General features: G+C 64.7%; 21 protein-coding genes and 1 tRNA gene. 2 read left to right on the forward strand and 20 right to left on the reverse strand.

Annotated features, from left to right (window positions below):
* Nucleotides 1–8: 8 nt before the first annotated feature.
* The gene (gene phnD / locus AB4Y82_RS10985) at nt 9–1,145 is read left to right on the forward strand and encodes a phosphate/phosphite/phosphonate ABC transporter substrate-binding protein (protein ID WP_441603126.1); all 1,137 of its coding nucleotides are present in this window, start codon (nt 9–11) and stop codon (nt 1,143–1,145) included.
* An 11-nt stretch (nt 1,146–1,156) separates the two neighbouring features.
* Here phnD and AB4Y82_RS10990 read toward each other — a convergent pair whose 3' ends face one another.
* Nucleotides 1,157–1,678, reverse strand: a complete 522-nt coding sequence (locus AB4Y82_RS10990) for a DUF3617 domain-containing protein (RefSeq protein WP_441603127.1) — start codon at nt 1,676–1,678, stop codon at nt 1,157–1,159.
* Nucleotides 1,679–2,025: 347 nt separating this feature from the next.
* Between AB4Y82_RS10990 and AB4Y82_RS10995 the strand changes: the two genes are divergently transcribed.
* Nucleotides 2,026–3,468, forward strand: coding sequence for a sensor histidine kinase (locus AB4Y82_RS10995; protein WP_441603128.1), 1,443 nt, complete (start codon nt 2,026–2,028; stop codon nt 3,466–3,468).
* 58 nt (nt 3,469–3,526) lie between these two features.
* Here AB4Y82_RS10995 and AB4Y82_RS11000 read toward each other — a convergent pair.
* The 19 genes from AB4Y82_RS11000 to AB4Y82_RS11090 all read right to left on the reverse strand — a co-directional run bounded on the left by AB4Y82_RS11000 (nt 3,527) and on the right by AB4Y82_RS11090 (nt 19,773).
* Nucleotides 3,527–3,602: transfer RNA gene (locus AB4Y82_RS11000), tRNA-Lys, on the reverse strand.
* Between the two features lie 61 nt (nt 3,603–3,663).
* Complete coding sequence (queC, locus tag AB4Y82_RS11005; protein ID WP_441603129.1) at nt 3,664–4,350, reverse strand: 7-cyano-7-deazaguanine synthase QueC; 687 nt, start codon at nt 4,348–4,350, stop codon at nt 3,664–3,666.
* A gap of 165 nt (nt 4,351–4,515) precedes the next feature.
* Nucleotides 4,516–5,187, reverse strand: a complete 672-nt coding sequence (gene queE, locus AB4Y82_RS11010; protein ID WP_441603130.1) for a 7-carboxy-7-deazaguanine synthase QueE — start codon at nt 5,185–5,187, stop codon at nt 4,516–4,518.
* 31 nt (nt 5,188–5,218) lie between these two features.
* Nucleotides 5,219–6,034, reverse strand: a complete 816-nt coding sequence (gene ybgF / locus AB4Y82_RS11015) for a tol-pal system protein YbgF (protein WP_441603131.1) — start codon at nt 6,032–6,034, stop codon at nt 5,219–5,221.
* Nucleotides 6,035–6,075: 41 nt separating this feature from the next.
* Nucleotides 6,076–6,582, reverse strand: coding sequence for a peptidoglycan-associated lipoprotein Pal (gene pal / locus AB4Y82_RS11020; protein WP_441603132.1), 507 nt, complete (start codon nt 6,580–6,582; stop codon nt 6,076–6,078).
* A 249-nt stretch (nt 6,583–6,831) separates the two neighbouring features.
* Entirely contained in the window at nt 6,832–8,157 is a 1,326-nt protein-coding gene (tolB, locus tag AB4Y82_RS11025; RefSeq protein WP_441603133.1) for a Tol-Pal system beta propeller repeat protein TolB, read from the reverse strand.
* A gap of 8 nt (nt 8,158–8,165) precedes the next feature.
* Entirely contained in the window at nt 8,166–9,110 is a 945-nt protein-coding gene (tolA, locus tag AB4Y82_RS11030; protein WP_441603134.1) for a cell envelope integrity protein TolA, read from the reverse strand.
* Nucleotides 9,107–9,544 (reverse strand): protein TolR, encoded by a 438-nt coding sequence (tolR, locus tag AB4Y82_RS11035; protein WP_046971050.1) that lies wholly within the window; start codon nt 9,542–9,544, stop codon nt 9,107–9,109. Before tolR ends, tolA begins: the two co-directional genes overlap by 4 nt.
* 281 nt (nt 9,545–9,825) lie before the next feature.
* Complete coding sequence (gene tolQ, locus AB4Y82_RS11040; RefSeq protein ID WP_121882443.1) at nt 9,826–10,512, reverse strand: protein TolQ; 687 nt, start codon at nt 10,510–10,512, stop codon at nt 9,826–9,828.
* Between the two features lie 33 nt (nt 10,513–10,545).
* The gene (gene ybgC / locus AB4Y82_RS11045; RefSeq protein ID WP_441603135.1) at nt 10,546–10,974 is read right to left on the reverse strand and encodes a tol-pal system-associated acyl-CoA thioesterase; all 429 of its coding nucleotides are present in this window, start codon (nt 10,972–10,974) and stop codon (nt 10,546–10,548) included.
* A complete protein-coding gene (gene ruvB, locus AB4Y82_RS11050) occupies nt 10,967–12,016 on the reverse strand; it encodes a Holliday junction branch migration DNA helicase RuvB (RefSeq protein ID WP_441603136.1) in 1,050 nt (349 codons plus the stop codon). Before ruvB ends, ybgC begins: the two co-directional genes overlap by 8 nt.
* A 97-nt stretch (nt 12,017–12,113) precedes the next feature.
* A complete protein-coding gene (locus AB4Y82_RS11055; protein ID WP_441603161.1) occupies nt 12,114–13,991 on the reverse strand; it encodes a potassium transporter Kup in 1,878 nt (625 codons plus the stop codon).
* Between the two features lie 27 nt (nt 13,992–14,018).
* The gene (gene ruvA / locus AB4Y82_RS11060) at nt 14,019–14,618 is read right to left on the reverse strand and encodes a Holliday junction branch migration protein RuvA (protein WP_441611275.1); all 600 of its coding nucleotides are present in this window, start codon (nt 14,616–14,618) and stop codon (nt 14,019–14,021) included.
* The gene (gene ruvC / locus AB4Y82_RS11065) at nt 14,615–15,133 is read right to left on the reverse strand and encodes a crossover junction endodeoxyribonuclease RuvC (protein WP_441603138.1); all 519 of its coding nucleotides are present in this window, start codon (nt 15,131–15,133) and stop codon (nt 14,615–14,617) included. Before ruvC ends, ruvA begins: the two co-directional genes overlap by 4 nt.
* 40 nt (nt 15,134–15,173) lie before the next feature.
* Nucleotides 15,174–15,908: a YebC/PmpR family DNA-binding transcriptional regulator gene (locus tag AB4Y82_RS11070; protein ID WP_441603139.1), complete on the reverse strand. Its 735-nt coding sequence runs from the start codon at nt 15,906–15,908 to the stop codon at nt 15,174–15,176.
* A gap of 102 nt (nt 15,909–16,010) precedes the next feature.
* Nucleotides 16,011–16,646, reverse strand: a complete 636-nt coding sequence (locus AB4Y82_RS11075) for an alpha/beta hydrolase (RefSeq protein ID WP_121882450.1) — start codon at nt 16,644–16,646, stop codon at nt 16,011–16,013.
* 235 nt (nt 16,647–16,881) lie between these two features.
* Complete coding sequence (gene aspS, locus AB4Y82_RS11080; RefSeq protein ID WP_441603140.1) at nt 16,882–18,651, reverse strand: aspartate--tRNA ligase; 1,770 nt, start codon at nt 18,649–18,651, stop codon at nt 16,882–16,884.
* Between the two features lie 131 nt (nt 18,652–18,782).
* On the reverse strand, nt 18,783–19,361 hold the full coding sequence (locus AB4Y82_RS11085; protein WP_046971060.1) for a DUF3011 domain-containing protein: 579 nt from the start codon (nt 19,359–19,361) through the stop codon (nt 18,783–18,785).
* Nucleotides 19,362–19,485: 124 nt separating this feature from the next.
* Entirely contained in the window at nt 19,486–19,773 is a 288-nt protein-coding gene (locus AB4Y82_RS11090) for an FmdB family zinc ribbon protein (protein WP_441603141.1), read from the reverse strand.
* Between the last annotated feature and the right edge of the window lie 87 nt (nt 19,774–19,860).

Here is a 19,860-nt window from a genome sequence, read left to right on the forward strand (position 1 = left end):
GCCCGCCTATGCGCCTCGCTCCGGATGCACTCGCCGAGAACAGCACAGACGGACAGTTTTCGCGGCCCATCGGCCAGCCTGCGCTGCCGAAGGCCGCCATCGCCGCCCCACGCATCAGGCCAAAGCGGCGCGGTTTCCTGAGGCTGCTGTGCGCGGCCCCCTTGCTGATCGCCGTCCTCGGTACATCGGCTGTCGCTGCCGAAGCGCCGCAGCACAGCGGCCACATCAATGCGCTGACCTTCGGCATTCTGCCGATCGGCGGCCCGTCCGAATCGTTGGCGGCCTGGCGTCCCATGCTGGACGACCTCAGTCGTACGCTGCATCTGCCCATCCGCAGTCTCTCGGTCAGCACCTATGAGGGACTGGGCCAGGCCATGGCCGAGGAGCGCGTGGACTTCGCCTTTGTCTCGGGCCGGCTGGCGCTCGATGCAGTCATCCACGACCGCATGCAGGTCATCGCCCAACTCACGCGCAGCAACGGTTCGCGTGGCTATTACTCGGTGCTGCTGGTGGCCAAGGATTCGCCCATCCGCAACCTCGACGACCTGTTCCGCCAGCCGGGCAAGCTGCGTTATGCGCGCGGCGAAGTGTTGTCGGTGTCCGGTTATCTCGTGCCCGAGACCCAGGTCTTTGCCAACCGACGGCTGGACTCGGACACCTTCTTTGCCGGCGTGACGGTGGACAACCACCAGAACAATGCGCTGGCGGTGGCCAACGACGAAGCCGACGTCGCTTCCAACAACACTGCCGACATGGAGCGCTTTGCCGAGCGCTTTCCCGATCAGTACGCACGCCTGCGCGTGTTATGGACGTCCAGCCTGATTCCCCATGCCGTGGTGGTGATCCGCACCGATCTGCCGGCGGAACTGCGCCAGCGGGTGGCCGCGGCGCTTACTTCCTATGCCAAGGGCAAGAACGCCCAGGCGGAACTGGCCAAGCTGCATCTGATCCACGACATCAGCGGCTTCTCACCGGCCGGCAACGAGACCCTGGTGCCGTTTGCCGACATCGAATTCAATCTCGATCGCCGCCGCGCCTATAGCGCGCAATGGGTGAGCGACGCAGCCATGCAGACGCGGCTCAAGAAGATCGATGCCGAACACGAGGCGCTGGTGCACCAGCTGATGGCGCCCAGCACCCCGTAGACATCGCCGGCTCAGTGCCCCGGCATATCCTTGATGTTGAAGGTCTGCCCATTGGGCATGATCATGTCGCCCGGCTTCTGCCCCGCCGCGCACTGGCCGATCCAATGGCCGCTGCTGGTCATGGTCATCTCGGCATGACCCATGATCGCCGGGTCGTACTTGATGTGGCCCTGCGTCGAATACGCCGAATCACCCTGATAGTTGGTCTCGCTGTGGCTGGTCATATTGACCTCGCCGCTGGGCGAATTGATCTTGCACACGGCATCGGTGATCACCTTGTTGCCCTGCACATCGATCTTGAACGTGCTGCACATCTGGCCGCTCATGTGCGTGCCCATCTTGTACATGGCGGTATCGGTATCGGCGTCCAGGCAAGCTTTGGTCGTCTGCGCCTGCCCGCCCATGCCGGAGGTCTGCATTTCCCACAGGCCAGGCTTGCGCTTGGGGATATTGGAGGGAATGTCCTGCGCCAGGACGGCACCGGTGAGACCCAGCAGGGAAACCGCAATCAACCAGCGACAACGTGAAGACATGGACTTCTCCGATCCGCCCGGGGTGGGCGTGCGGGTGGCAAGGTAACGCCAATTGCGGCCGCCGTCATGCTGAACCGTTCTGCAGTGCACCACGTCACACTTTCGACCCATAGTCCGTTAGCACTATGGCGCCTCGCGCTAGATCGAACTGTGTATCGAAGGGGCGTACTGGATTCTTTAGAGTGCCAATCAGGGCGCTTGCGTGAAGCGGTGCGCCCATCGAACCAACTTGTTCCCTGCCGGGATCCCGCGTGATGCTGTCAACCTGCCACTGTCTGTACTCAAAGCCCCGACGCCGGCACGACTGCCTGCCGCCGGTGCGCCGTTGCGACCGGGAGGTTTGACGCATGGAGCCGCGAGCGCATCTGCTGCCCCGCCTGTTCATTGATGTGGTCCTGCCCAGCACGATTGCCGCCCTGGCATTGATCCTGGCGCTGTGCCTGCAGCAGACGCACAGCCTGGCCGAGCGCGTGGATGCTGCCGCAAGCCTGCGCCTGGCGCGGCTTGCCGGTGAACTGGCGCTCGCCGAAGGCGTATCGCCGCAGGCGGCGCTCGATCGAACCCTGCACGACGGAAAGACCGACCAGGTGTTGCGGGTGGAATTGCACGGCTCCGACGGCCGCCTGTGGAGCAGTGGCAGCGCAGCGAGCGCCGACAGCGCTACCTATCGCAGCGAGGTGAAGCCGCAGGGCAACATCTCGACGTGGGTGAGCATGGATGTGGACACCCAACCCCTGCGCAAGGCGCAGGCTATGGTGTGGCTGCTCGGTGCGTTGTGCGCCACGGGCATCCTGGTGCTGGCATGGCTGGCGCGCGTGTCGATACGCCACCGCGTGCTCGAACCGCTGTCGCAGGTCCGCTACGCCGTCCATGAACTGGTCAATGCCAGGCATCCGCACATCGACGACACGCCGGTCAGCACGGAGTTTCTCGAACTGCGCAAGACCTTGCAGCGCCTGTCCGAGTTGCAGGAAGCGCAGCGCCGCGACTGGAGCACGATGCAGCACGACAACGCGGTCGAGGCACTCGATCGCTTGCGACAGAGCCAGGCCGCCACACGCAGCAAATCGCAGTTCATTGCGCTGGTCAGCCATCACTTCCGCCAGCCGCTGCAGGCGCTGGAACTGTTCGCCGCCGGCCTCGACCAGAACGGGGGCAACGAGCCGCAGTCGCCGTTCCAGCAGATGCGCCACAGCATCGCCTCGATGACGCGCCTGCTCGATGCCTTGCTTGAAATCTCGCGCCTCGATGCCGGCGTGATCGCAGTGAAACCGATCGGCTTCACCGCCGCCGAACTCTTCATGCGTGATCGCACCTCGCTCAATCACGAAGCGCTGCAGCATCACGTCACGCTTGCATGGCGCGGCAGTCACCATCAGCTGCACGGCGATGCGGACGTGGCCGCCAGCCTGCTCTATCAGCTGGCCAGCAATGCCATCGCCAACGCGCCGGAAGGCCGCGTGCTGATCGCGGCACGCCGTCGCGGCCAGGCCATCCGCATCGAGGTGCGCGACAACGGGCCGGGCATCGCCGTGATCCACCAGCAGCGCATCTTCGAGGAATTCGTGCAATTGCAGGCCGGCGAAAGCGAACGCCGCGGCGGCTACGGCCTGGGCCTTGCGATTGCCGAACGCCTGGCGCGACTGCTGGGCACGCGCATCGGCCTGCGTTCGGAGCCCGGCCGCGGCAGCACCTTCTGGTTCGACCTGCCGCGCATGCCCGTGATGGAACGCCACTCCAGCGCCACTGCGCAGAAGCCGGCCGCGCCGGCCTGGCGCCAGGCGAGCTGAACTCGCCCCTGTTTCAGACAAAGAAAGACCCGCGTCGCCGCGGGTCTCCGAGATCTTTTGGTGGGTCGTCCGAGATTCGAACTCGGGACCAATAGATTAAAAGTCTACTGCTCTACCGACTGAGCTAACGACCCATGCGTCAAAAGCCAGCCCGATATTTTATGGGCTGGGCGCCCTGGGCACAAGCAAGAGCGTTCAGACGTAACGGGTGGGGTCCGGCAATCCGGCAGTCTTGAAGCCCTGGGAACGCAGCACACAGGCATCGCAATGCCCGCAGGCGCGCCCTTGCGCGTCAGCCTGATAGCAGCTCACCGTCTCCGAGAAATCCACGCCCAGGCGCTGGCCCTCGCGGGCGATATCGGCCTTGCTCATGCGCATCAGCGGCGCGTGGATGCGGATGCCCGCGCCTTCCACGCCGGCCTTGGTGGCCACGTTGGCCAGCTGCTCGAAGGCCTCGATGAAGGCCGGACGGCAATCGGGGTAGCCCGAATAGTCCACCGCGTTCACGCCGCACCAGATATCGGTGGAACGGAGCACTTCGGCCCAACCCAGGGCGATCGACAACATGATCGTATTGCGCGCCGGCACATAGGTGACCGGAATGCCCTGCTCGCCGGTCTGGTCGAGCGGCACGTCGATGTCGGCGGTGAGCGCCGAGCCACCGATGGTGCGCAGGTCCACCTGCACCGTCTTGTGCTCCACCGCGCCGAGCAGGCCGGATACGCGCTCGGAGGCGGCCAGTTCCGCGCTGTGGCGCTGGCCGTAGGCCACGCTCAGGGCGTGCACCTGATAGCCCTGTTCACGGGCGATGGCGATGGTGACCGCCGAATCCATGCCGCCGGAGACGAGTACGACGGCCTTGCGGGGAGTTGCTTGGGACATGGGAGAAATCCACTCAAGAGTCAGGCCGGTGATCCGGCCGATTTAGCACCGTCGGCAACACAGGCCGAAGCGCGGAGAGCCGAGTGAGCGACGTGCGATGAGCCATGCATCGGGCACGTTCAAGCGCCCGCTCTCATGCTCGACTCACACCACTCGCCCGAGCTTTTAGTGTCCTGGCTCGTCGTTCCACAGCAGCTTGTGCAGCTGCAACTGGAAACGCACATCCAGTTTGTCCTCGATGATCCACTCGGCCAGGTCGCGCGGCTTGATTGCGCCGTGCACGGGCGAGAACAGCACCATGCAGCGCTTGACCAGATCATGTTCGGCGACCACGTCGCGCGCCCACTCGTAGTCGGCGCGACTGGCAATGACGATCTTCACCTGATCATGCGGCAGCAAGTGCTCGATGTTGGACCACAGGTTGCGCTTGGCTTCGCCCGAATCGGGCGCCTTGAGGTCCATCACCTTGCGCACGCGCGGATCGACTTGCGCGACATCCAGCGCGCCGGAAGTTTCCAGCGACACGTCGTGGCCGGCATCGCACAGGCGCTTGAGCAGGATCAGGCAGCGCTTCTGCGCGAGCGGTTCGCCACCGGTTACGCACACGTGCTTGGCGCCGTGCGAAGCGACCTCGGCCATGATGTCGTCGATATCGCGCCAGTCGCCGCCGTAGAACGAATACTCGGTATCGCACCACACGCAACGCAGCGGGCAGCCGGTCAGGCGCACGAACACGGTGCGCCAGCCGATGGCATCGGCTTCGCCCTGGATCGAATGGAAGATTTCGGTGATGCGCAGGCGCTCAGCCGGCGCCTGCGTCGACGTGGTGGGTTCCACGCTCGTGCTACTGCCAGTCACAACCACTACCTCAGTTGGCCGGCTGGGCCTGCAGGCGGCGCAGGCGCTCCTGTGCCAGGCCAGCGGCCTTGGAGCCGGGGTACTTCGCAGTGACGTTCTTCAGCGTGGCCTTGCCGGCATCGACCTGCTTGAGCTCGATCTGGCTGTAGCCGACCTTGAGCAAGGCGTCGGGCACCTTCTCGCTCTGCGGGAACTGGCTGACCAGGCGCTGGAAGGCTTCCATCGCCACCTGGTAATTGCTGGTGGCGTAATAGGACTCGCCCAGCCAATAGAACGCATTGGGCAGCAAGGAGCTGTCCGGGTATTGCTGGATGAAATTGCGGAAATCGCGCGAGGACTTCACATAGTCGCCGGCACGCAGCGACTTGAAGGCATCGTCGTAAGCGGCCTGCGCGGTGGCATCGCCCTTCACTGCTGCCGCGCCAGCAGCACCCTTGCCGGCCGCTGCCGGTGGCGTCACAGCGGGCGGAGGCGGCGTGGCGTTGGCAGCCGGCGCGGTATTGGGATTGGCATTCCCCGCATTTGCGTTCGCTGCACCGGCGCCGCTTTCAAGGCGACCCAGGCGCGAATCGAAATCCGTGGCCTGCGATTTGTTCTTGTCGTTGGCTTCCTGCAACTGGTGCTGCAGTTCCTCGATCTGGCCCTGCATCTGCTGCAATTGGGACTGCAGTGCCTGGACCTGGTTGACCAGCGTGGTGCCACCCTGATTCTGCTGGCTCTGCGCCTGCTGCTCGAGTCGCGATACGCGGTCGGCGAGGCTGAGCCGGGAATCCTGTGCGTGCACGGAGGCGCCAAAAAGCATGGCGGACGCGATTGCGCCCGCCATGCTCATCCTGGCTGTAAAGCTGTTAGCCAGTCGCTTCTTCATTACTTCGCCGTGTAGACGATCTCGACGCGACGGTTCTTGCTCCAGCAATCTTCGTTGTGCTCACGGCACACCGGCTTTTCCTTGCCGTAGGAGATCACGTTGAGCTGGCTGGCCGAGCCGCCGTTGGACTGCAGCGCGCTGGACACGGCATTGCCGCGACGCTCGCCGAGGGCCAGGTTGTACTCACGCGTGCCGCGCTCGTCGGTGTTGCCCTCGAGGCGGATCTGCGCCATCGGGCGATCCTGCAGGTACTTGGCATGGCAAGCCATGATCTGCTGGAACTCAGGCTTGATTTCGTCCTTGTCGAAATCGAAGTACACAACGCGCTGACGGAGGCAGGCGTCGGTATCGAGATCGGCCGGGGTGTACTTGCCAGCGGTCGACGGAGCCGGGGTGGTCATCGGCGCTTCCGGCTGCGGCTGCGGCTTGACTTCCTGCTTCTTCGAGCATGCGGCCGCGCCAACGCAGAGCAGGGCGACCAGGGCGACGCGAACGGTCTTATTCATGGTGGACGTTCCTTCAAACAGGTTTGAGTTCCGACAGTCAATAATGATTGCGGTTACGGGACAGTTTTCGCCGGTGGACCGGCTGTTATTTTGCCATTTTGATGCCGGCGGTGCGCTGTCTCGCGCCGCCTGGCCCGCCTTCCGCGACGGATTGCCACGGCCGGCAAGCTGTTTGATCCATCCGTGTCGTCCAAGACTTCACGCCCGGATCACATGGCCGTGACGCTTACGCGTCACGGCATGAACTGCTTATCGCTGACGATAGGGACCCCAAGCCGGCTCGCGCACATCGCCATCTGCAAGTACCAGTCGCTGACGGACAAGGCCGTCGGCGGACACGGCATACAGCACACCACGGCGGCCTTCAGAGGCGGCATACAGCAGCATGCTTGCGTTTGGCGCGAAACTCGGTGTTTCGTCGATCGGACCCGGCGAGATGAAGCGCACCTGCCCACCCAGACTGCGGTCCATGATGGCAATACGATACACGTTCCCGTTGCCCTGCACCATCGCGATCTGCTTGCCGTCGTAGCTGATCGAGGCGTTGGCGTTGAACTGGCCCTGGAAGGTGATGCGCTCAGCCCCGCCGCCACCGGCCGACATCTGGTAAAGCTGCGGGCGGCCCGAGCGGTCGGAGGTGAAGATGATGCTCTGGCCATCCGGCGTCCAGCGCGGCTCGGTATCGATGGCCAGGTTGTTGGTGAGGCGGGTCTCCGCGCGGGAGCCCACGTCCATCACGTAGATCTCGGGGTTGCCCTGATAGGACAGCGCCAGGGCCAGCTTGCTGCCATCCGGCGACCAGGCCGGCGCACCATTGATGCCCTTGGCGCGGGCCGAGATCAGCTGACGCGAACCGGTGGTGACGTCCTGCACATAGATCGCCGAGTTGCCGCTCTCGAACGACACGTAGGCGATCTTGCGACCATCCGGCGACCAGGACGGCGACAGCAGCGACTCGCGCGAGCGGGCCACGACCTGCGGGTTATAGCCGTCCGAATCGGCCACGATCAGCGAGTAGGTGGTGTTGTTACCCAGACCCACCGCGGTGATGTAGGCGATGCGGGTCCAGAACGCGCCACGCACGCCGGTGATCTTCTCGTAGATGGCATCGGCGATCTGATGGGCGACGCCACGCAGGTCACCGGCCGGCGCGGTGAACGCCTGGGCCAGCAGGCTCTGCTGCTTGTTGACGTCCCACAGCTCGTACTCGACGCGCATCATGCCGCCGCCGGCATCGCTGATGCGGCCGATGGTCAGGTAGTCCTGCTTGAGCAGGCGCCAGGTGGCGAAGTTGACGTCCGCACCCTTCGACGGCGTCTCCACGATTTCGCTCTTGGCCAGCGAGCGGAATTTGCCGGAGCGGTTGAAGTCGTTGCGGATGACATCAGCGATGTCGGTCGGCAGCGGCGCCCCGCCCGCCTGGGCGAACGGCACCACGGCGATCGGCGTGGCCGTCGCCGTGCCGCCGACGATGTCGACGTTGAGCGACTGGGTCTGCTGGGCTGCTGCGGGACCCGCGAACAAGGCGGCTACCAGGAGCAGAACGAAGGAGTAGCTGAAGGTCAGTTTGCGCATGGGGTCCATCACTGCGGTCTGAAAGTGAAATCGATTTGACGCTGGAACACGCTTTCGAAGCCTTTGTAGGGCAACGGCTGCGCGCGCAGCACCGCGTTTTCGATGGAGCGCTTGCCGGCTTCGTCGTAAGGACAACTGGAGTCGACCTTGGCGCTCATCACGTCGCCTCCTGGCAACTGCACAATATGCACCGTGCACGGTGTGTTGGGCATGTTATCCGGGCGAAGCCAATTCTGAGTGACCGCGTTCTGAATCGCGGCCAAATACTGCGCCAGCAGGCCGGCATCAGGGCCGTTCTGGCCAGTCTGGCGCTGGGCTGCCACCGGCACATTGTCCAGGCCGTTGTCCTGGGCGTTCTTCAGGTCCTGCATCTGCTGCTTGGCCTGGTTCGCCTTGCTCTGGGCCTGTTTGACCGACTTGTCGGCTGCGTCCATCTTGGCGAACAGCTCGTCGAGCTTCTTCTGCTCTTCCAGCTTGTGCTTGGCCGCCTGGGCGTCCAATTCGGCCGCGCGCTGGCGCTGCTTCTCTTCCTGTTCCTTCTTGGCGTCTTCGGCCTTCTCTGCCGCATCGGCCACCACCTTCTCCTGATCCTTGGTATCGGGATGCTCGGGCGGCGGCGGCAAGGTCTTGATCTTCGGGGTTTCTTCCGAAGGCGGCGGCGGGATCGAAGGCGGCGGCGGCACGGTCGGCGGCGTCGGCTTGGCCTGGGCGGCCTTCGGCGGCGGCGCGCCGGTGGGGCCCACCAGGGTGGCTTCGATGATTTCGCCCTGCAGCTGGATCGGCTTGGCGCAGGCGATCGGGTTCCAGCTCGCCGGCAGGTGCAGCGTCTCGAACAGGCTTTCGTAGAACGAGCACGGCACCACCGCGAGTATCAGGAAACCCACGATGCCCAGATGGAGGATGGCGGAAAGGACAACCGCCTTGGACGTGCCCTTGGGGGTGTCTTCCCTCATTTCTTCTTGCCCGACTCCGGTGCGCTCATCAGGCCGACCTTGGCGACGCCGGCCTGTTGCAGGTCGGCCAGCACCTGATAGACACCGTCGTACTTGCCGTCGCGATCACCCGCGACGAGCACGCTGACCTCGGGGTTCGCCTTGACGAACGCACCGACCTTGGCCTTCATGGTGTCCACATCGATCGGCTGGCGCTTCTCGGTACCCAGGGTGAGGTAGAGCTGCCCGTTCTGGTCGACCGCGACGATCACCGGATCCTTCTTGTCCTGCAGCGACTTGGCGTTGGCCTGCGGCAGGTTGATGTCGACGTTCTTGTTGATCATCGGTGCGGTGACCATGAAGATGATCAACAGCACCAGCATCACGTCGATATAGGGAACGACGTTGATCTCGGATTTCAGCTTGAGGCGCTTGTGGCGTGCAGAGCTACGCATGACTAGGAGCCTGACTATGGCCTTCGCATGGCCCGCGCCGGGAGGTGTTTGCGCGCAAGCCAAGGAAGAACGAAGGAGTGTATGTCGATACACGACTGAGTGATGACGCGGGATTGCGGGCAAACAGACCCGGCCCGCAGGGTTGAGCTTGGATAGCCCTGTGGGCGTAGCGCGCGGCTTGACCTGACAGCCAGTCAGGCGCAGCGCCACGCGCTACGCCCACAGGGCTATCCAAGCTCAACGCGGACCATGCGAAGGCCATAGTCAGGCTCCCTCTCCTGTTAGGCCGCTTCGTCAGTCTGGATCTGACGCTGCAGCACCGAAGAGAATTCTTCCTGGAACACCTCATAGCGCGAGGCGACACGCTCAACCTTGTTGGCGAAGCGGTTGTACGCCCACACCGCCGGGATCGCGGCGAACAAGCCCATCGCGGTGGCGATCAGCGCTTCGGAAATGTGCGGAGCCACCACGGCGATGGTGACGTCCTTCATTTCGCCCAGGCCCTGGAAGGCGCCCATGATGCCGATGACGGTTCCGAACAGGCCGACGTAGGGGCTGATCGAGCCGACGTTGGCGAGGAACTCGAGGTTGCGCTCCAGGCGGTTGATTTCACGGGTGCCGGCCACGCGCATGGCGCGCTCGGAACCTTCGATCACCACGCGCATGTCATGCACGCGGCGCTGGCGCTGGCGCACGAACTCGCGAAAGCCCGACTCGAACACGTTTTCCAGGCCGCCGTTGCTGGCGCCGCGATTGCTTACTTCGCGGAACAGCTGGGCAAGGTCGGCACCGGACCAGAAGCGCTCCTCGAAGCTCTCCGCCTCTTCCATCGCCGCCTTCAGCTGCGACACCTTGCGGATGATGATGACCCACGAGAGGAAGGAGAGCACCAGCAGCGCCAGCATGACGAACTGGACCAGGATGCTCGCTTCCGCGACCAGTTTGAAAATATTGACTCCACCGTTCATTGCTCGAAGGTCCTCCAGCACACGTACTTTTATTTAAGGGAAAAGGCCGGGGATAAGATCGGCCGGAATTTGCACCGGACGCATGCGGCGGACATCGACGCACGCCACGCGCACCTTCGCGCGGATCAGCTCCGCGCCGTCCGCCCGGCGGATCGTCTGGGCGAAAAGGATACTGGCTGCCCGCCGTTCTTTGACTTCGACGCTTACCGCCAGTTCATCATCCAGCAGGGCCGCGCCCAGGAAGTCGATCTGCATTTCGCGGACCAGGAAGGCCAGGCCGGTGCTTTCCTTCACCACGGACTGGTTGATGCCCAGGGCACGCAGCCATTCGCTGCGTGCACGCTCCATGAAACGCAGGTAGCTGGCGTGGTAGACCACCCCGCCCGCGTCGGTATCTTCCCAATAGACGCGCACCGGCCATTCGAAGGGCCCGGTCGCACTGGCTAGCTTGGTATCAGACATCGCTGTTGTCGGCCGTGAAGAGGTCGGCGGGCACCGAGGGTCGGGGCGGCGGGGTCAGGCCCAGATGGCGCCAGCCCTTGGCGCTGGCCATGCGGCCGCGCGCGGTGCGCACCAGGTAACCCTGCTGGATCAGATAGGGCTCGACCACGTCCTCGAGCGTGCCGCGATCTTCGCTGAGTGCGGCCGCCAGCGACTCCACGCCCACCGGGCCGCCATCGAAGTTCTCGATGATGATGGTCAGCAGGCGACGGTCGAGCTCGTCGAAACCCTCGGCGTCGATCTTGAGCATGTCGGTGGCGGCACGCGCGGCGTCGCGGGTGATCTGCCCTGCCGCGCGCACTTCAGCGTAGTCGCGCACGCGGCGCAGCAGGCGGTTGGCGATACGCGGCGTGCCGCGCGAGCGACGTGCAATTTCCTGCGCGCCTTCCAGCTCGCAGGGAATGCCCATGATGCGCGCCGAGCGCCGCACGATGGCGGTGAGCTCGTCGGGCGTATAGAACTCCAAACGCTGCACGATGCCGAAACGGTCGCGCAGCGGCGCCGTGAGCAGGCCGGCGCGGGTGGTGGCGCCAATCAGGGTGAACGGCGGCAGGTCGAGCTTGATCGAACGGGCGGCAGGGCCTTCGCCGATCATGATGTCGATCTGGAAATCTTCCATCGCCGGATAGAGCACTTCCTCCACGATCGGCGAGAGACGATGGATCTCATCCACGAACAGCACGTCGTGCGGCTCGAGGTTGGTCAGCAGCGCGGCCAGATCCCCTGCCCGCTCCAGCACCGGACCGGAGGTGGAGCGCAGGTTGACGCCCAGCTCGTTGGCGATCACATGGCTGAGCGTGGTCTTGCCCAGGCCCGGCGGACCGAAGATCAGCACGTGATCGAGCGCACCGCCGCGCTTCTTGGCCGCCTCGATATAGATCGACAGCTGCTCGCGCACCGTCTGCTGGCCCAGGTATTCGGTCAGTCGCCTGGGGCGAATGGAGGCTTCGAGGGCCTCGTCGTCCATCTGGGCGGCAGCGGTAACGATGCGGTGTTCGGTCATGGGGCGAAATTATGGCAGAGCACGATGACGCAGGCTTGAAAAAAAGCCCGCCAAGCCAATCCCCGCCACGAAAAAGGGCGCCGAAGCGCCCTTTTCCTCAAATTTCGACCTGGGCGCCCAGTTCGATCAGACGATTGCCCGGAATCTGGAAGAACGCCGTGGCCGGCAGCGCATTGCGCGCCATGAAGGCGAACAGCTTGTCGCGCCACAACGCCATGCCCGGACGCTTGGCGTCCGCGATGATGGTTTCGCGCGAGAGGAAGAAAGTCGTGTCCATCATGTCGAAGGGCAGACCCTTCTTGGAGCACTTGGACAGCGCATAGGGGATGTTCGGATCTTCCGCAAAGCCGAAGCGCAAGGCCAGTCCGTAGAAATCGCCGCCGAGCTCGGTGATTTCGATGCGCTCGCCCAGGTCCGCTGTTGGCGTTTCCAGCATTTCCACCGTCAGCAGCACGTTGCGCTCGTGCAGCACCTTGTTGTGCTTGAGGTTGTGCAGCAGCGCGTGCGGCACGGCGTTCTGGTTGGCGGTAAGGAACACGGCCGTGCCCGGCACGCGCAGCGGCGGATGCTCGGCGATGTTCGCAATGAACGGATCCAGCGCCAGGCCCGATTGCTTGATCTCGCGCACCACCAACTCGCGGCCACGACGCCAGGTGGTCATCACGATGAAGATCGCCACGCCCAGCACCAGCGGGAACCAGCCGCCGTACTCGACCTTGATCAGGTTGGCGCCCAGGAACGACAAGTCGATGGTGAGCAACAGCACGCCGGTTGCGATGACCGTGATGCGGCTCCAGTGCCACTGCCTGCGCGCCACGATCAACGCCAGGATGCTGGTGATGGTCATGGTGCCGGTCACCGCGATGCCGTAGGCCGCGCTCAGGTTGTCCGAGCTGCGGAAGCCAAGCACCGCGATCAGCACCATGATCAGCAGGAAGTTGTTCACCCACGGCACGAAGATCTGGCCGGACATCTCGCGCGAGGTATGCACCACCGGCATGCGCATCGAATAGCCCAGCGACATCGCTTCGCGCGTCATCGAGAACGCGCCGGAGATCACCGCCTGCGAGGCGATCACGGTGGCGATGGTGGCCAGGCCGATCATCGGATACAGCAGCGGCTCCGGCGTCAGCTTGAAGAACGGGCTGTCGATGGCTTCCGGATGACTCAGCAGCAAAGCGCCCTGGCCAAAATAGTTGAGCACCAGGGCCGGCAGCACGAAGCTGAACCAGGCGAGGCGGATTGGACGCTTGCCGAAATGGCCCATGTCCGCGTACAGCGCTTCGGCGCCGGTCAACGCCAGCACCACGCCGCCAAGCGCGATGAAAGCCTGCATACCGTGGCTGAAGAAGAACTTCACGCCGTAGACCGGATTGATCGCCAGCAGCACCTGCGGATTCTGCACCACCATGCGCAGGCCCAGCAGCGCAATGACGATGAACCACACCACCATCACCGGGCCGAACAGTCGGCCGACGCGTTCGGTGCCATGACGTTGCAGCGCAAACAGGAAGAACAGGATGACCGCGGTGATCGGCACCACCCAGTGGCCCAGATGAGGTGCGGCCACCTTCACGCCTTCCACCGCCGACAACACCGAAATGGCGGGCGTGATGACGCCATCGCCATAGAACAGTGCCGCGCCAAAGATACCAATGATGGCAAGCAGCCAACGCTGGCGCGCATCGCCACGCACGCTGCGCAGCGCCAGTGCGAGCAGCGCCATGATGCCGCCCTCGCCCTTGTTGTCCGCGCGCATGATGAACACGACGTACTTGAGCGAGACCACGATGATCTGCGCCCAGAAGATCAGCGACAGCACGCCGTAGATGCTCTCGGGCGTCGGCTTCATGCCGTCGTGGCTGAGCGTGGTCTGCAAGGTGTACAGGGGGCTCGTGCCGATGTCGCCATAGACCACGCCGATCGCGCCGAGCGCGAGCGTAGCCAGCCGACGTTTGGTGTCCGCGTCGGACATGCCGTGAGAGGAATCAGGGGTCACGTCTCAATGTCCTAGTGCGGCGCGCAGCGCCTTGCGAATGATAGCTTCGGCCGTGTCGCCATCGGCGGCGACCTTCTGCACCAGGCGGGTCACTTCGGCCGGCTTGTAGCCAAGTTGCTGCAAGGCCACGGTGGCTTCGCCCGTCGGGTCCAAAGGTGCGCCATTGGGCGCCGCATGCGAGCCCGGCAGCGTGGTGGCCAATCCGTCCACGCGGTCGCGCAGCTCCACCACCATGCGTTCGGCGGTCTTCTTGCCGATGCCCGGAATCTTGGTGAGCGCCACCACGTCGCCCGTCTGCACGAGACGCGCGAAGTCGTTGGCGGACACGCCCGACAGCACGGCCAGCGCAATCTTCGCGCCGATGCCGCTGACTTTCTGCAGGTTGCGGAACAGGGTGCGTTCGGACTCGTGCATGAATCCGTACAGCGCCACGCTGTCTTCCTTCACCGCGTAGTGCGTGAGCAGGGTGACTTCCTTGCCGGTCTGCGGCAGGTCGTAGATGGTGGACATGGGCGCTTCGAGCTCGTAGCCCACGCCGCCCACTTCCACCATCAGCCACGGCGGCTGCTTGGACACCAGGGTGCCGCGCAAACGACCGATCATCGACGCCTCCAGGCGGTACGGGGAATGCCCACGCGCGCGAGGCTGGCACGGGTATGTGCATGGGTCACTGCGATGGCGAGCGCGTCTGCCGCGTCAGCCTGCAGGGGGCCCTTGAGTCCGAGCAGGACGCCAATCATGTGCTGCACCTGGGTCTTGTCGCCGCGGCCGCTGCCGACCACGGACTGCTTTACTTCTGTCGCCGCGTACTCGTGCACCGCGATCCCCTGGCTGACCACCGCGCAGATCGCGGCGCCCCTCGCCTGCCCCAGCTTCAAGGCCGAGTCCGGGTTGCGCGCCATGAACACGCGCTCCACGCCGCACTCGTCCGGCCGATGGGCGGCGATGATGGCACACAGCTCGTCAAATATGCGTTTCAGGCGCAGCGGGAAGGTGGCCTCGCCAGCCACCGCCAGCGCGCCATGGAAGACGTGGGTCAGCTTGCCTGTGGCGTCGACATCGATGATGCCTACGCCGGTGCGCTGACTGCCCGGGTCGATGCCGATGATGCGGGTCATGGGCGAAGAGTCGTCGCGGGCCGATGAAGGGCCCGCGAACTTAGCTCGCAGCCTCGGCCGGCAGCAGCGCGTTGTGCGAAACCTCGCTGACGTCGTCGAGCGCGTCGAGCTTCTCGAGCAGATCGAGCAGGGTCTCGAGCGCTTCGTCCGGCACCGCGACGCGATTGCTCGGGCGCATGCCCACGCCGGCATGCTGCGCGCTCAGACCCGAGGCGATCAGCGCCTGCTGCACGGCTTCGAAACTCTCCGGAGCGCACAGCACGGTGCTTTCACCATGCTCGTTGACCACGTCGTCGGCACCCGCTTCCAGGGCCGCTTCCAGCACCTTCTCTTCGGCCGCCTCGTTGCCGCCGGTGGCAAACACCAGCTCGCCCACGCGGGAAAACTGGAACGCCACGGAGCCGGTGGTACCCAGGTTGCCGCCGTGCTTGGTCAGCGCGTGGCGCACGTCGGCCACGGTGCGGGTCGGGTTGTCGGTGAAGCAGTCGATGATCAGGGCGATGCCGGCCGGGCCATAGCCCTCATAGCGCAGCTCTTCCATCGCGGCGCCGCCGTCGGCGCCCGAGCCGCGCTTGATCGCGCGCTCGATGGTGTCCTTGGTCATATTGGCCGACAAAGCCTTGTCCACCGCCGCGCGCAGGCGCGGGTTGGCGGATGGATCGGCGATGCCGGCGCGTGTTGCCACGGTGATTTCGCGGATCAGCTTGGTGAACACCTTGGCGCGCTTGGCGTCTTCGGCATTCTTGCGACCTTCGATGGACGGGCCTCTACCCATGGCACTTCCTGCAAATCTGATGAACGGACGAGGCGCGAATTCTATCGCTTCGCGGCGTAGTACGGGCAAGCGGCACGCGAAAGCGCCTGGGAGTGCGCCCTGTCAGGCCTCGGCGCGATCGAAACGACCCTGCTGGAGGAACTGGGTGACCTGGCGCGCGGCTTCCTGGGAAAACAGCAGCCCCGTATGGTTGGTCTCGATGGCGCAATGGTCGGCAATGCCTGGGAGGAACGTCTCTTCCAGCGTCACACAGCCGTCGTTATCGCCCTCGAACTGCCCGATCATCGCGCCCAGGCCGAGCGACACCTTGCCGGCGATCACACCCACTTCGCGCTCGCCCTGCCAGCGGTCGAAGCCGTTTTCCAGCAGTTCGCGATTGTGGCCGAGCAAGACCTCGCCACCGCGCCCCATGCCGGCGAAGCGACGCGCGGCGGCGCTGCCCTTGAGCGGCGACCCCAGGCAGACCACGCGCCCCGGTGGCAACGCGACTTCGGCGCAGGCGCGCAGCGCCAGCAGACCGCCCAGGCTGTGTCCGACCAGATGTACCCGTTGGGCGTCCTGCCCCAGCTCATGGATGCGAGCCTGCAGGCTGTTGAGAATGCGCGGCTGCGAAGCCGCCACGCTCATATAGTCGAAGCGATGAACGCGAAAGCCCGCTTCCATCATGCGCCGATGCAGCAGCAAGAGCGCGAAACCGCGCATCCAGAGGCCGTGCAGAAGAATGACGTGATCGGTCATGGCGCCAGGGTGTGATGCATCAACGACAGGGCAGATGGCCGCGCGTTGGAAGCGCGGTCATTGTGTAGAGTCGATTGTGCACAGAAAGTTGCGACGGCGTCGCGACGCAGTGCGCGCTGGGGTTTGCTCGTCATTCCGGCGCAGGCCGGAATCCAGAGACTCAGTGGATGGTTTTCGCGAAAACCCTGCACGCTCGCTACTGGATTCCGGCCTGCGCCGGAATGACGGCGGAAAATCAGACCGGCTTCGCTTCCGCAGCCACCTTCACATGCAGCTCCTTCAGCTGCGCCTCGCTCACCAGCGACGGCGCATCGGTCATCAGATCCTGCGCGCTGGTGGTCTTGGGGAAGGCGATCACGTCGCGGATGGATTCGGTGCCAGCCATCAACGCGGCGATGCGGTCGATGCCGAAGGCCAGGCCGCCGTGCGGCGGCGCGCCGAATTTCAGCGCCTTGAGCAGGAAGCCGAACTTCATCTCGGCCTCTTCCGGCGTGATGCCGAGCAGGTCGAACACCGTGCTCTGCATGTCCGGGCGATGGATACGGATGGAACCGCCGCCGATCTCGTTGCCGTTGAGCACCATGTCGTAACCGCGGCTCACGGCGTTGGACGCATTGGCGCGCAGCTCGGCGATGTCGTCCACCTTGGGCGCGGTGAACGGATGATGCAGGGCGACGAAGCGCTTTTCTTCCTCATCGTATTCGAACATCGGGAAGTCGGTGACCCACAGCGGCTTCCAGCTGTTTTCGACCAGGCCGCGGTCCTTGCCGACCTTCAGGCGCAGCGCGCCCATGAAGTCGGTGACGGCCTTCCACGTGCCCGCGCCGAAGAACAGCATGTCGCCCGATTCGGCGCCGGTGAGCTTGAGCACGCCTTGCAGCGCCTGATCGTCAAGGAACTTGGCCACCGGCGAGTTGATGCCGTCGCGGCCCTTGGACAAGTCATCAACGCGCAACCAGGCCAGGCCCTTGGCGCCGTACTTGGCCACGTATTCGGTGAGCTGGTCGATTTCCTTGCGGGTGAAGGTGGCGCCGCCCGGCACGCGCAGCGCGGCCACGCGACCGTTGTCGGCATTGGCCGGCTCGGCGAACACCTTGAATTCCACATGCTTCACCGCGTCGGCGATGTCGACCAGCTCGAGCGCGATGCGCAGGTCCGGCTTGTCCGAACCGAAGCGACGCATGGCTTCGGCCCATGTCATGCGCGGGAACGACGCGTCGAGCTCGACGTTGACCACTTCCTTGAACACGTGGCGGATCAACTCCTCCACGAAATCCTGCACGTCCTTCTCTTCGACGAAGGCGAACTCAAGGTCGAGCTGGGTGAATTCCGGCTGGCGATCGGCGCGCAGGTCTTCGTCGCGGAAGCAGCGGGCAATCTGATAGTAGCGGTCGAAACCGGCCATCATCAGGATCTGCTTGAACAGCTGCGGCGACTGCGGCAGCGCGTAGAACTGGCCCGGATGCACGCGGCTGGGCACCAGGTAATCGCGCGCGCCTTCGGGCGTGGCCTTGGTCAGGATCGGCGTTTCGATGTCCTGGAAACCCGCCGCATCCAGATACCGGCGCAGCGACTGCACCAGCTTGATGCGACGGCGCATCATCTGCTGCATGTCAGGGCGGCGCAGGTCGAGGTAGCGATACGTCAGGCGCATCTCCTCGTTGGGATTCTCGTGCATCGCGAACGGCAGGTCCTTCGCGGCGTTGAGGATCTCGACCTGGTCAGCCACCAGTTCCACCGTGCCGGTGCGCAGCTTGTCGTTCACCGACAGGCGCTTGCGGATGGTGCCGGTGACGCGCAGGCAATATTCGTTGCCGATTTCGTTGGCCACGGCAAACGCGGCGGCGTTGTCACGCTCGATCACTACCTGGGCCAGGCCCTCGTGATCGCGCAGGTCGACGAAAGCCACGTGGCTCTGCAGGCGCAGGGTGTTGACCCAGCCACACAGGGAAACGGTCTGACCGACCAGTGCCTCATCGATGAGGCCGCAAAAATGCGTGCGCATGCGCTTGGAACTCCGGGCCGCTGGGCGGCGTGATGCGTGGACAAGAAGACCCGGAATGTTAACACCGACCCGCCCGGCGGCGGGCAGCAGGCGGGGTTGGAAAACCGCGCCTGCGCCCACGTTTCAGCCCATTACCAGCGGCGATTCACCGAGAACAGGCCGCGGCAGCCCTTGGAAACCCACACGCCGGCACGGTTCCAGCCCCAGCTGTAGCCCTGCTCGCAGGGCGAACCGGACAGCTGGCGCAGCAGCACGGCATTGCCACGGCCACCCACGTCCACCTGGCAGAAGTGGTACTGCTTGTCGTTGCTTTCGCACTGCAGGCGGATTTCGCGATCCCAGTCGGGACCCGGGCGCCAGCCGCCGTTGTCCGGCGGCCGATAGCCCGGCGGCGGGTAATAGCCACCACCACCCGGCGGGCGGTAACCGCCACCGCCCATTTCGACGAACTGGGCGCGGCAGCCCTGATCCACCCACAGGCCCCCGCGATCGACGCCCCAGGTCCGCCCGCGGATGCACGGGCTGTTCGATTCCTGGCGGATCATTTCGGCGTCGCGCCACGGCACCTGGCAACGCGTGAAGCGGCCATCGTCGCTGCCGCAACGCACCTGGTCGCGACCCTGCGCATGCACGGCCGGCGCCGCCACCCACAGCAGGCCTGCCATGAGACCTGCCGCTACACCCATCAAGCCTGTTCGTATCCGGAACATCAATCCCACTCCTCTGTGACGGCTAGTCACGCTAGTGGGAATATCTTCAACCGGAATTGAATATCTTGCGACTGTTCGCAGAAACCTGCCGGCCGGCTATCCGGCGTTCAGCCATGCGGCTCGCTCAGCTGTCGCTGGAGGAGCTCGATGAGCTGGAGGGCGCGGGCGGGCTCGGCGCACTGGCCGCAGGCGCGGCGCTGTCGCCGGCCAGGTTGCGCTTCTTGTCGCCGTCCTTCTTGAAGTCGGTCTCGTACCAGCCACTGCCGGCCAGGCGGAAACCCGGGGCACTCAGGCGTCGCTTCACTTCGGCCACGTCGCAAGCCGGGCACACCGACGGATCGGGATCGGCGATCTTTTGCAGGCGGTCAAAACGGTGGCCGCAGCTGGCGCATTCAAATTCGTAGATAGGCATGGACACTCCGAAGGATCGATCGCCGTGCCGGGATCACGCACCGGCGCATACGACGACAACTGTCCATTATCGAGGCGAACGGCGGGA

It is taken from the genome of Dyella sp. 2YAF14 (assembly GCF_052114725.1).
Taxonomy (GTDB): Bacteria; Pseudomonadota; Gammaproteobacteria; order Xanthomonadales; family Rhodanobacteraceae; genus Dyella.

Coding starts and splice junctions, on each gene's coding strand:
- phnD (WP_441603126.1), top strand. CDS start 9: ATGCGCCTCGCTCCGGATGCACTCGCCGAGAACAGCACAGACGGACAG.
- AB4Y82_RS10990 (WP_441603127.1), bottom strand. CDS start 1,678: ATGTCTTCACGTTGTCGCTGGTTGATTGCGGTTTCCCTGCTGGGTCTC.
- AB4Y82_RS10995 (WP_441603128.1), top strand. CDS start 2,026: ATGGAGCCGCGAGCGCATCTGCTGCCCCGCCTGTTCATTGATGTGGTC.
- queC (WP_441603129.1), bottom strand. CDS start 4,350: ATGTCCCAAGCAACTCCCCGCAAGGCCGTCGTACTCGTCTCCGGCGGC.
- ybgF (WP_441603131.1), bottom strand. CDS start 6,034: ATGGCGGGCGCAATCGCGTCCGCCATGCTTTTTGGCGCCTCCGTGCAC.
- pal (WP_441603132.1), bottom strand. CDS start 6,582: ATGAATAAGACCGTTCGCGTCGCCCTGGTCGCCCTGCTCTGCGTTGGC.
- tolB (WP_441603133.1), bottom strand. CDS start 8,157: ATGCGCAAACTGACCTTCAGCTACTCCTTCGTTCTGCTCCTGGTAGCC.
- tolA (WP_441603134.1), bottom strand. CDS start 9,110: ATGAGGGAAGACACCCCCAAGGGCACGTCCAAGGCGGTTGTCCTTTCC.
- tolR (WP_046971050.1), bottom strand. CDS start 9,544: ATGCGTAGCTCTGCACGCCACAAGCGCCTCAAGCTGAAATCCGAGATC.
- tolQ (WP_121882443.1), bottom strand. CDS start 10,512: ATGAACGGTGGAGTCAATATTTTCAAACTGGTCGCGGAAGCGAGCATC.
- ybgC (WP_441603135.1), bottom strand. CDS start 10,974: ATGTCTGATACCAAGCTAGCCAGTGCGACCGGGCCCTTCGAATGGCCG.
- ruvB (WP_441603136.1), bottom strand. CDS start 12,016: ATGACCGAACACCGCATCGTTACCGCTGCCGCCCAGATGGACGACGAG.
- AB4Y82_RS11055 (WP_441603161.1), bottom strand. CDS start 13,991: ATGTCCGACGCGGACACCAAACGTCGGCTGGCTACGCTCGCGCTCGGC.
- ruvA (WP_441611275.1), bottom strand. CDS start 14,618: ATGATCGGTCGTTTGCGCGGCACCCTGGTGTCCAAGCAGCCGCCGTGG.
- ruvC (WP_441603138.1), bottom strand. CDS start 15,133: ATGACCCGCATCATCGGCATCGACCCGGGCAGTCAGCGCACCGGCGTA.
- AB4Y82_RS11070 (WP_441603139.1), bottom strand. CDS start 15,908: ATGGGTAGAGGCCCGTCCATCGAAGGTCGCAAGAATGCCGAAGACGCC.
- AB4Y82_RS11075 (WP_121882450.1), bottom strand. CDS start 16,646: ATGACCGATCACGTCATTCTTCTGCACGGCCTCTGGATGCGCGGTTTC.
- aspS (WP_441603140.1), bottom strand. CDS start 18,651: ATGCGCACGCATTTTTGCGGCCTCATCGATGAGGCACTGGTCGGTCAG.
- AB4Y82_RS11085 (WP_046971060.1), bottom strand. CDS start 19,361: ATGTTCCGGATACGAACAGGCTTGATGGGTGTAGCGGCAGGTCTCATG.
- AB4Y82_RS11090 (WP_441603141.1), bottom strand. CDS start 19,773: ATGCCTATCTACGAATTTGAATGCGCCAGCTGCGGCCACCGTTTTGAC.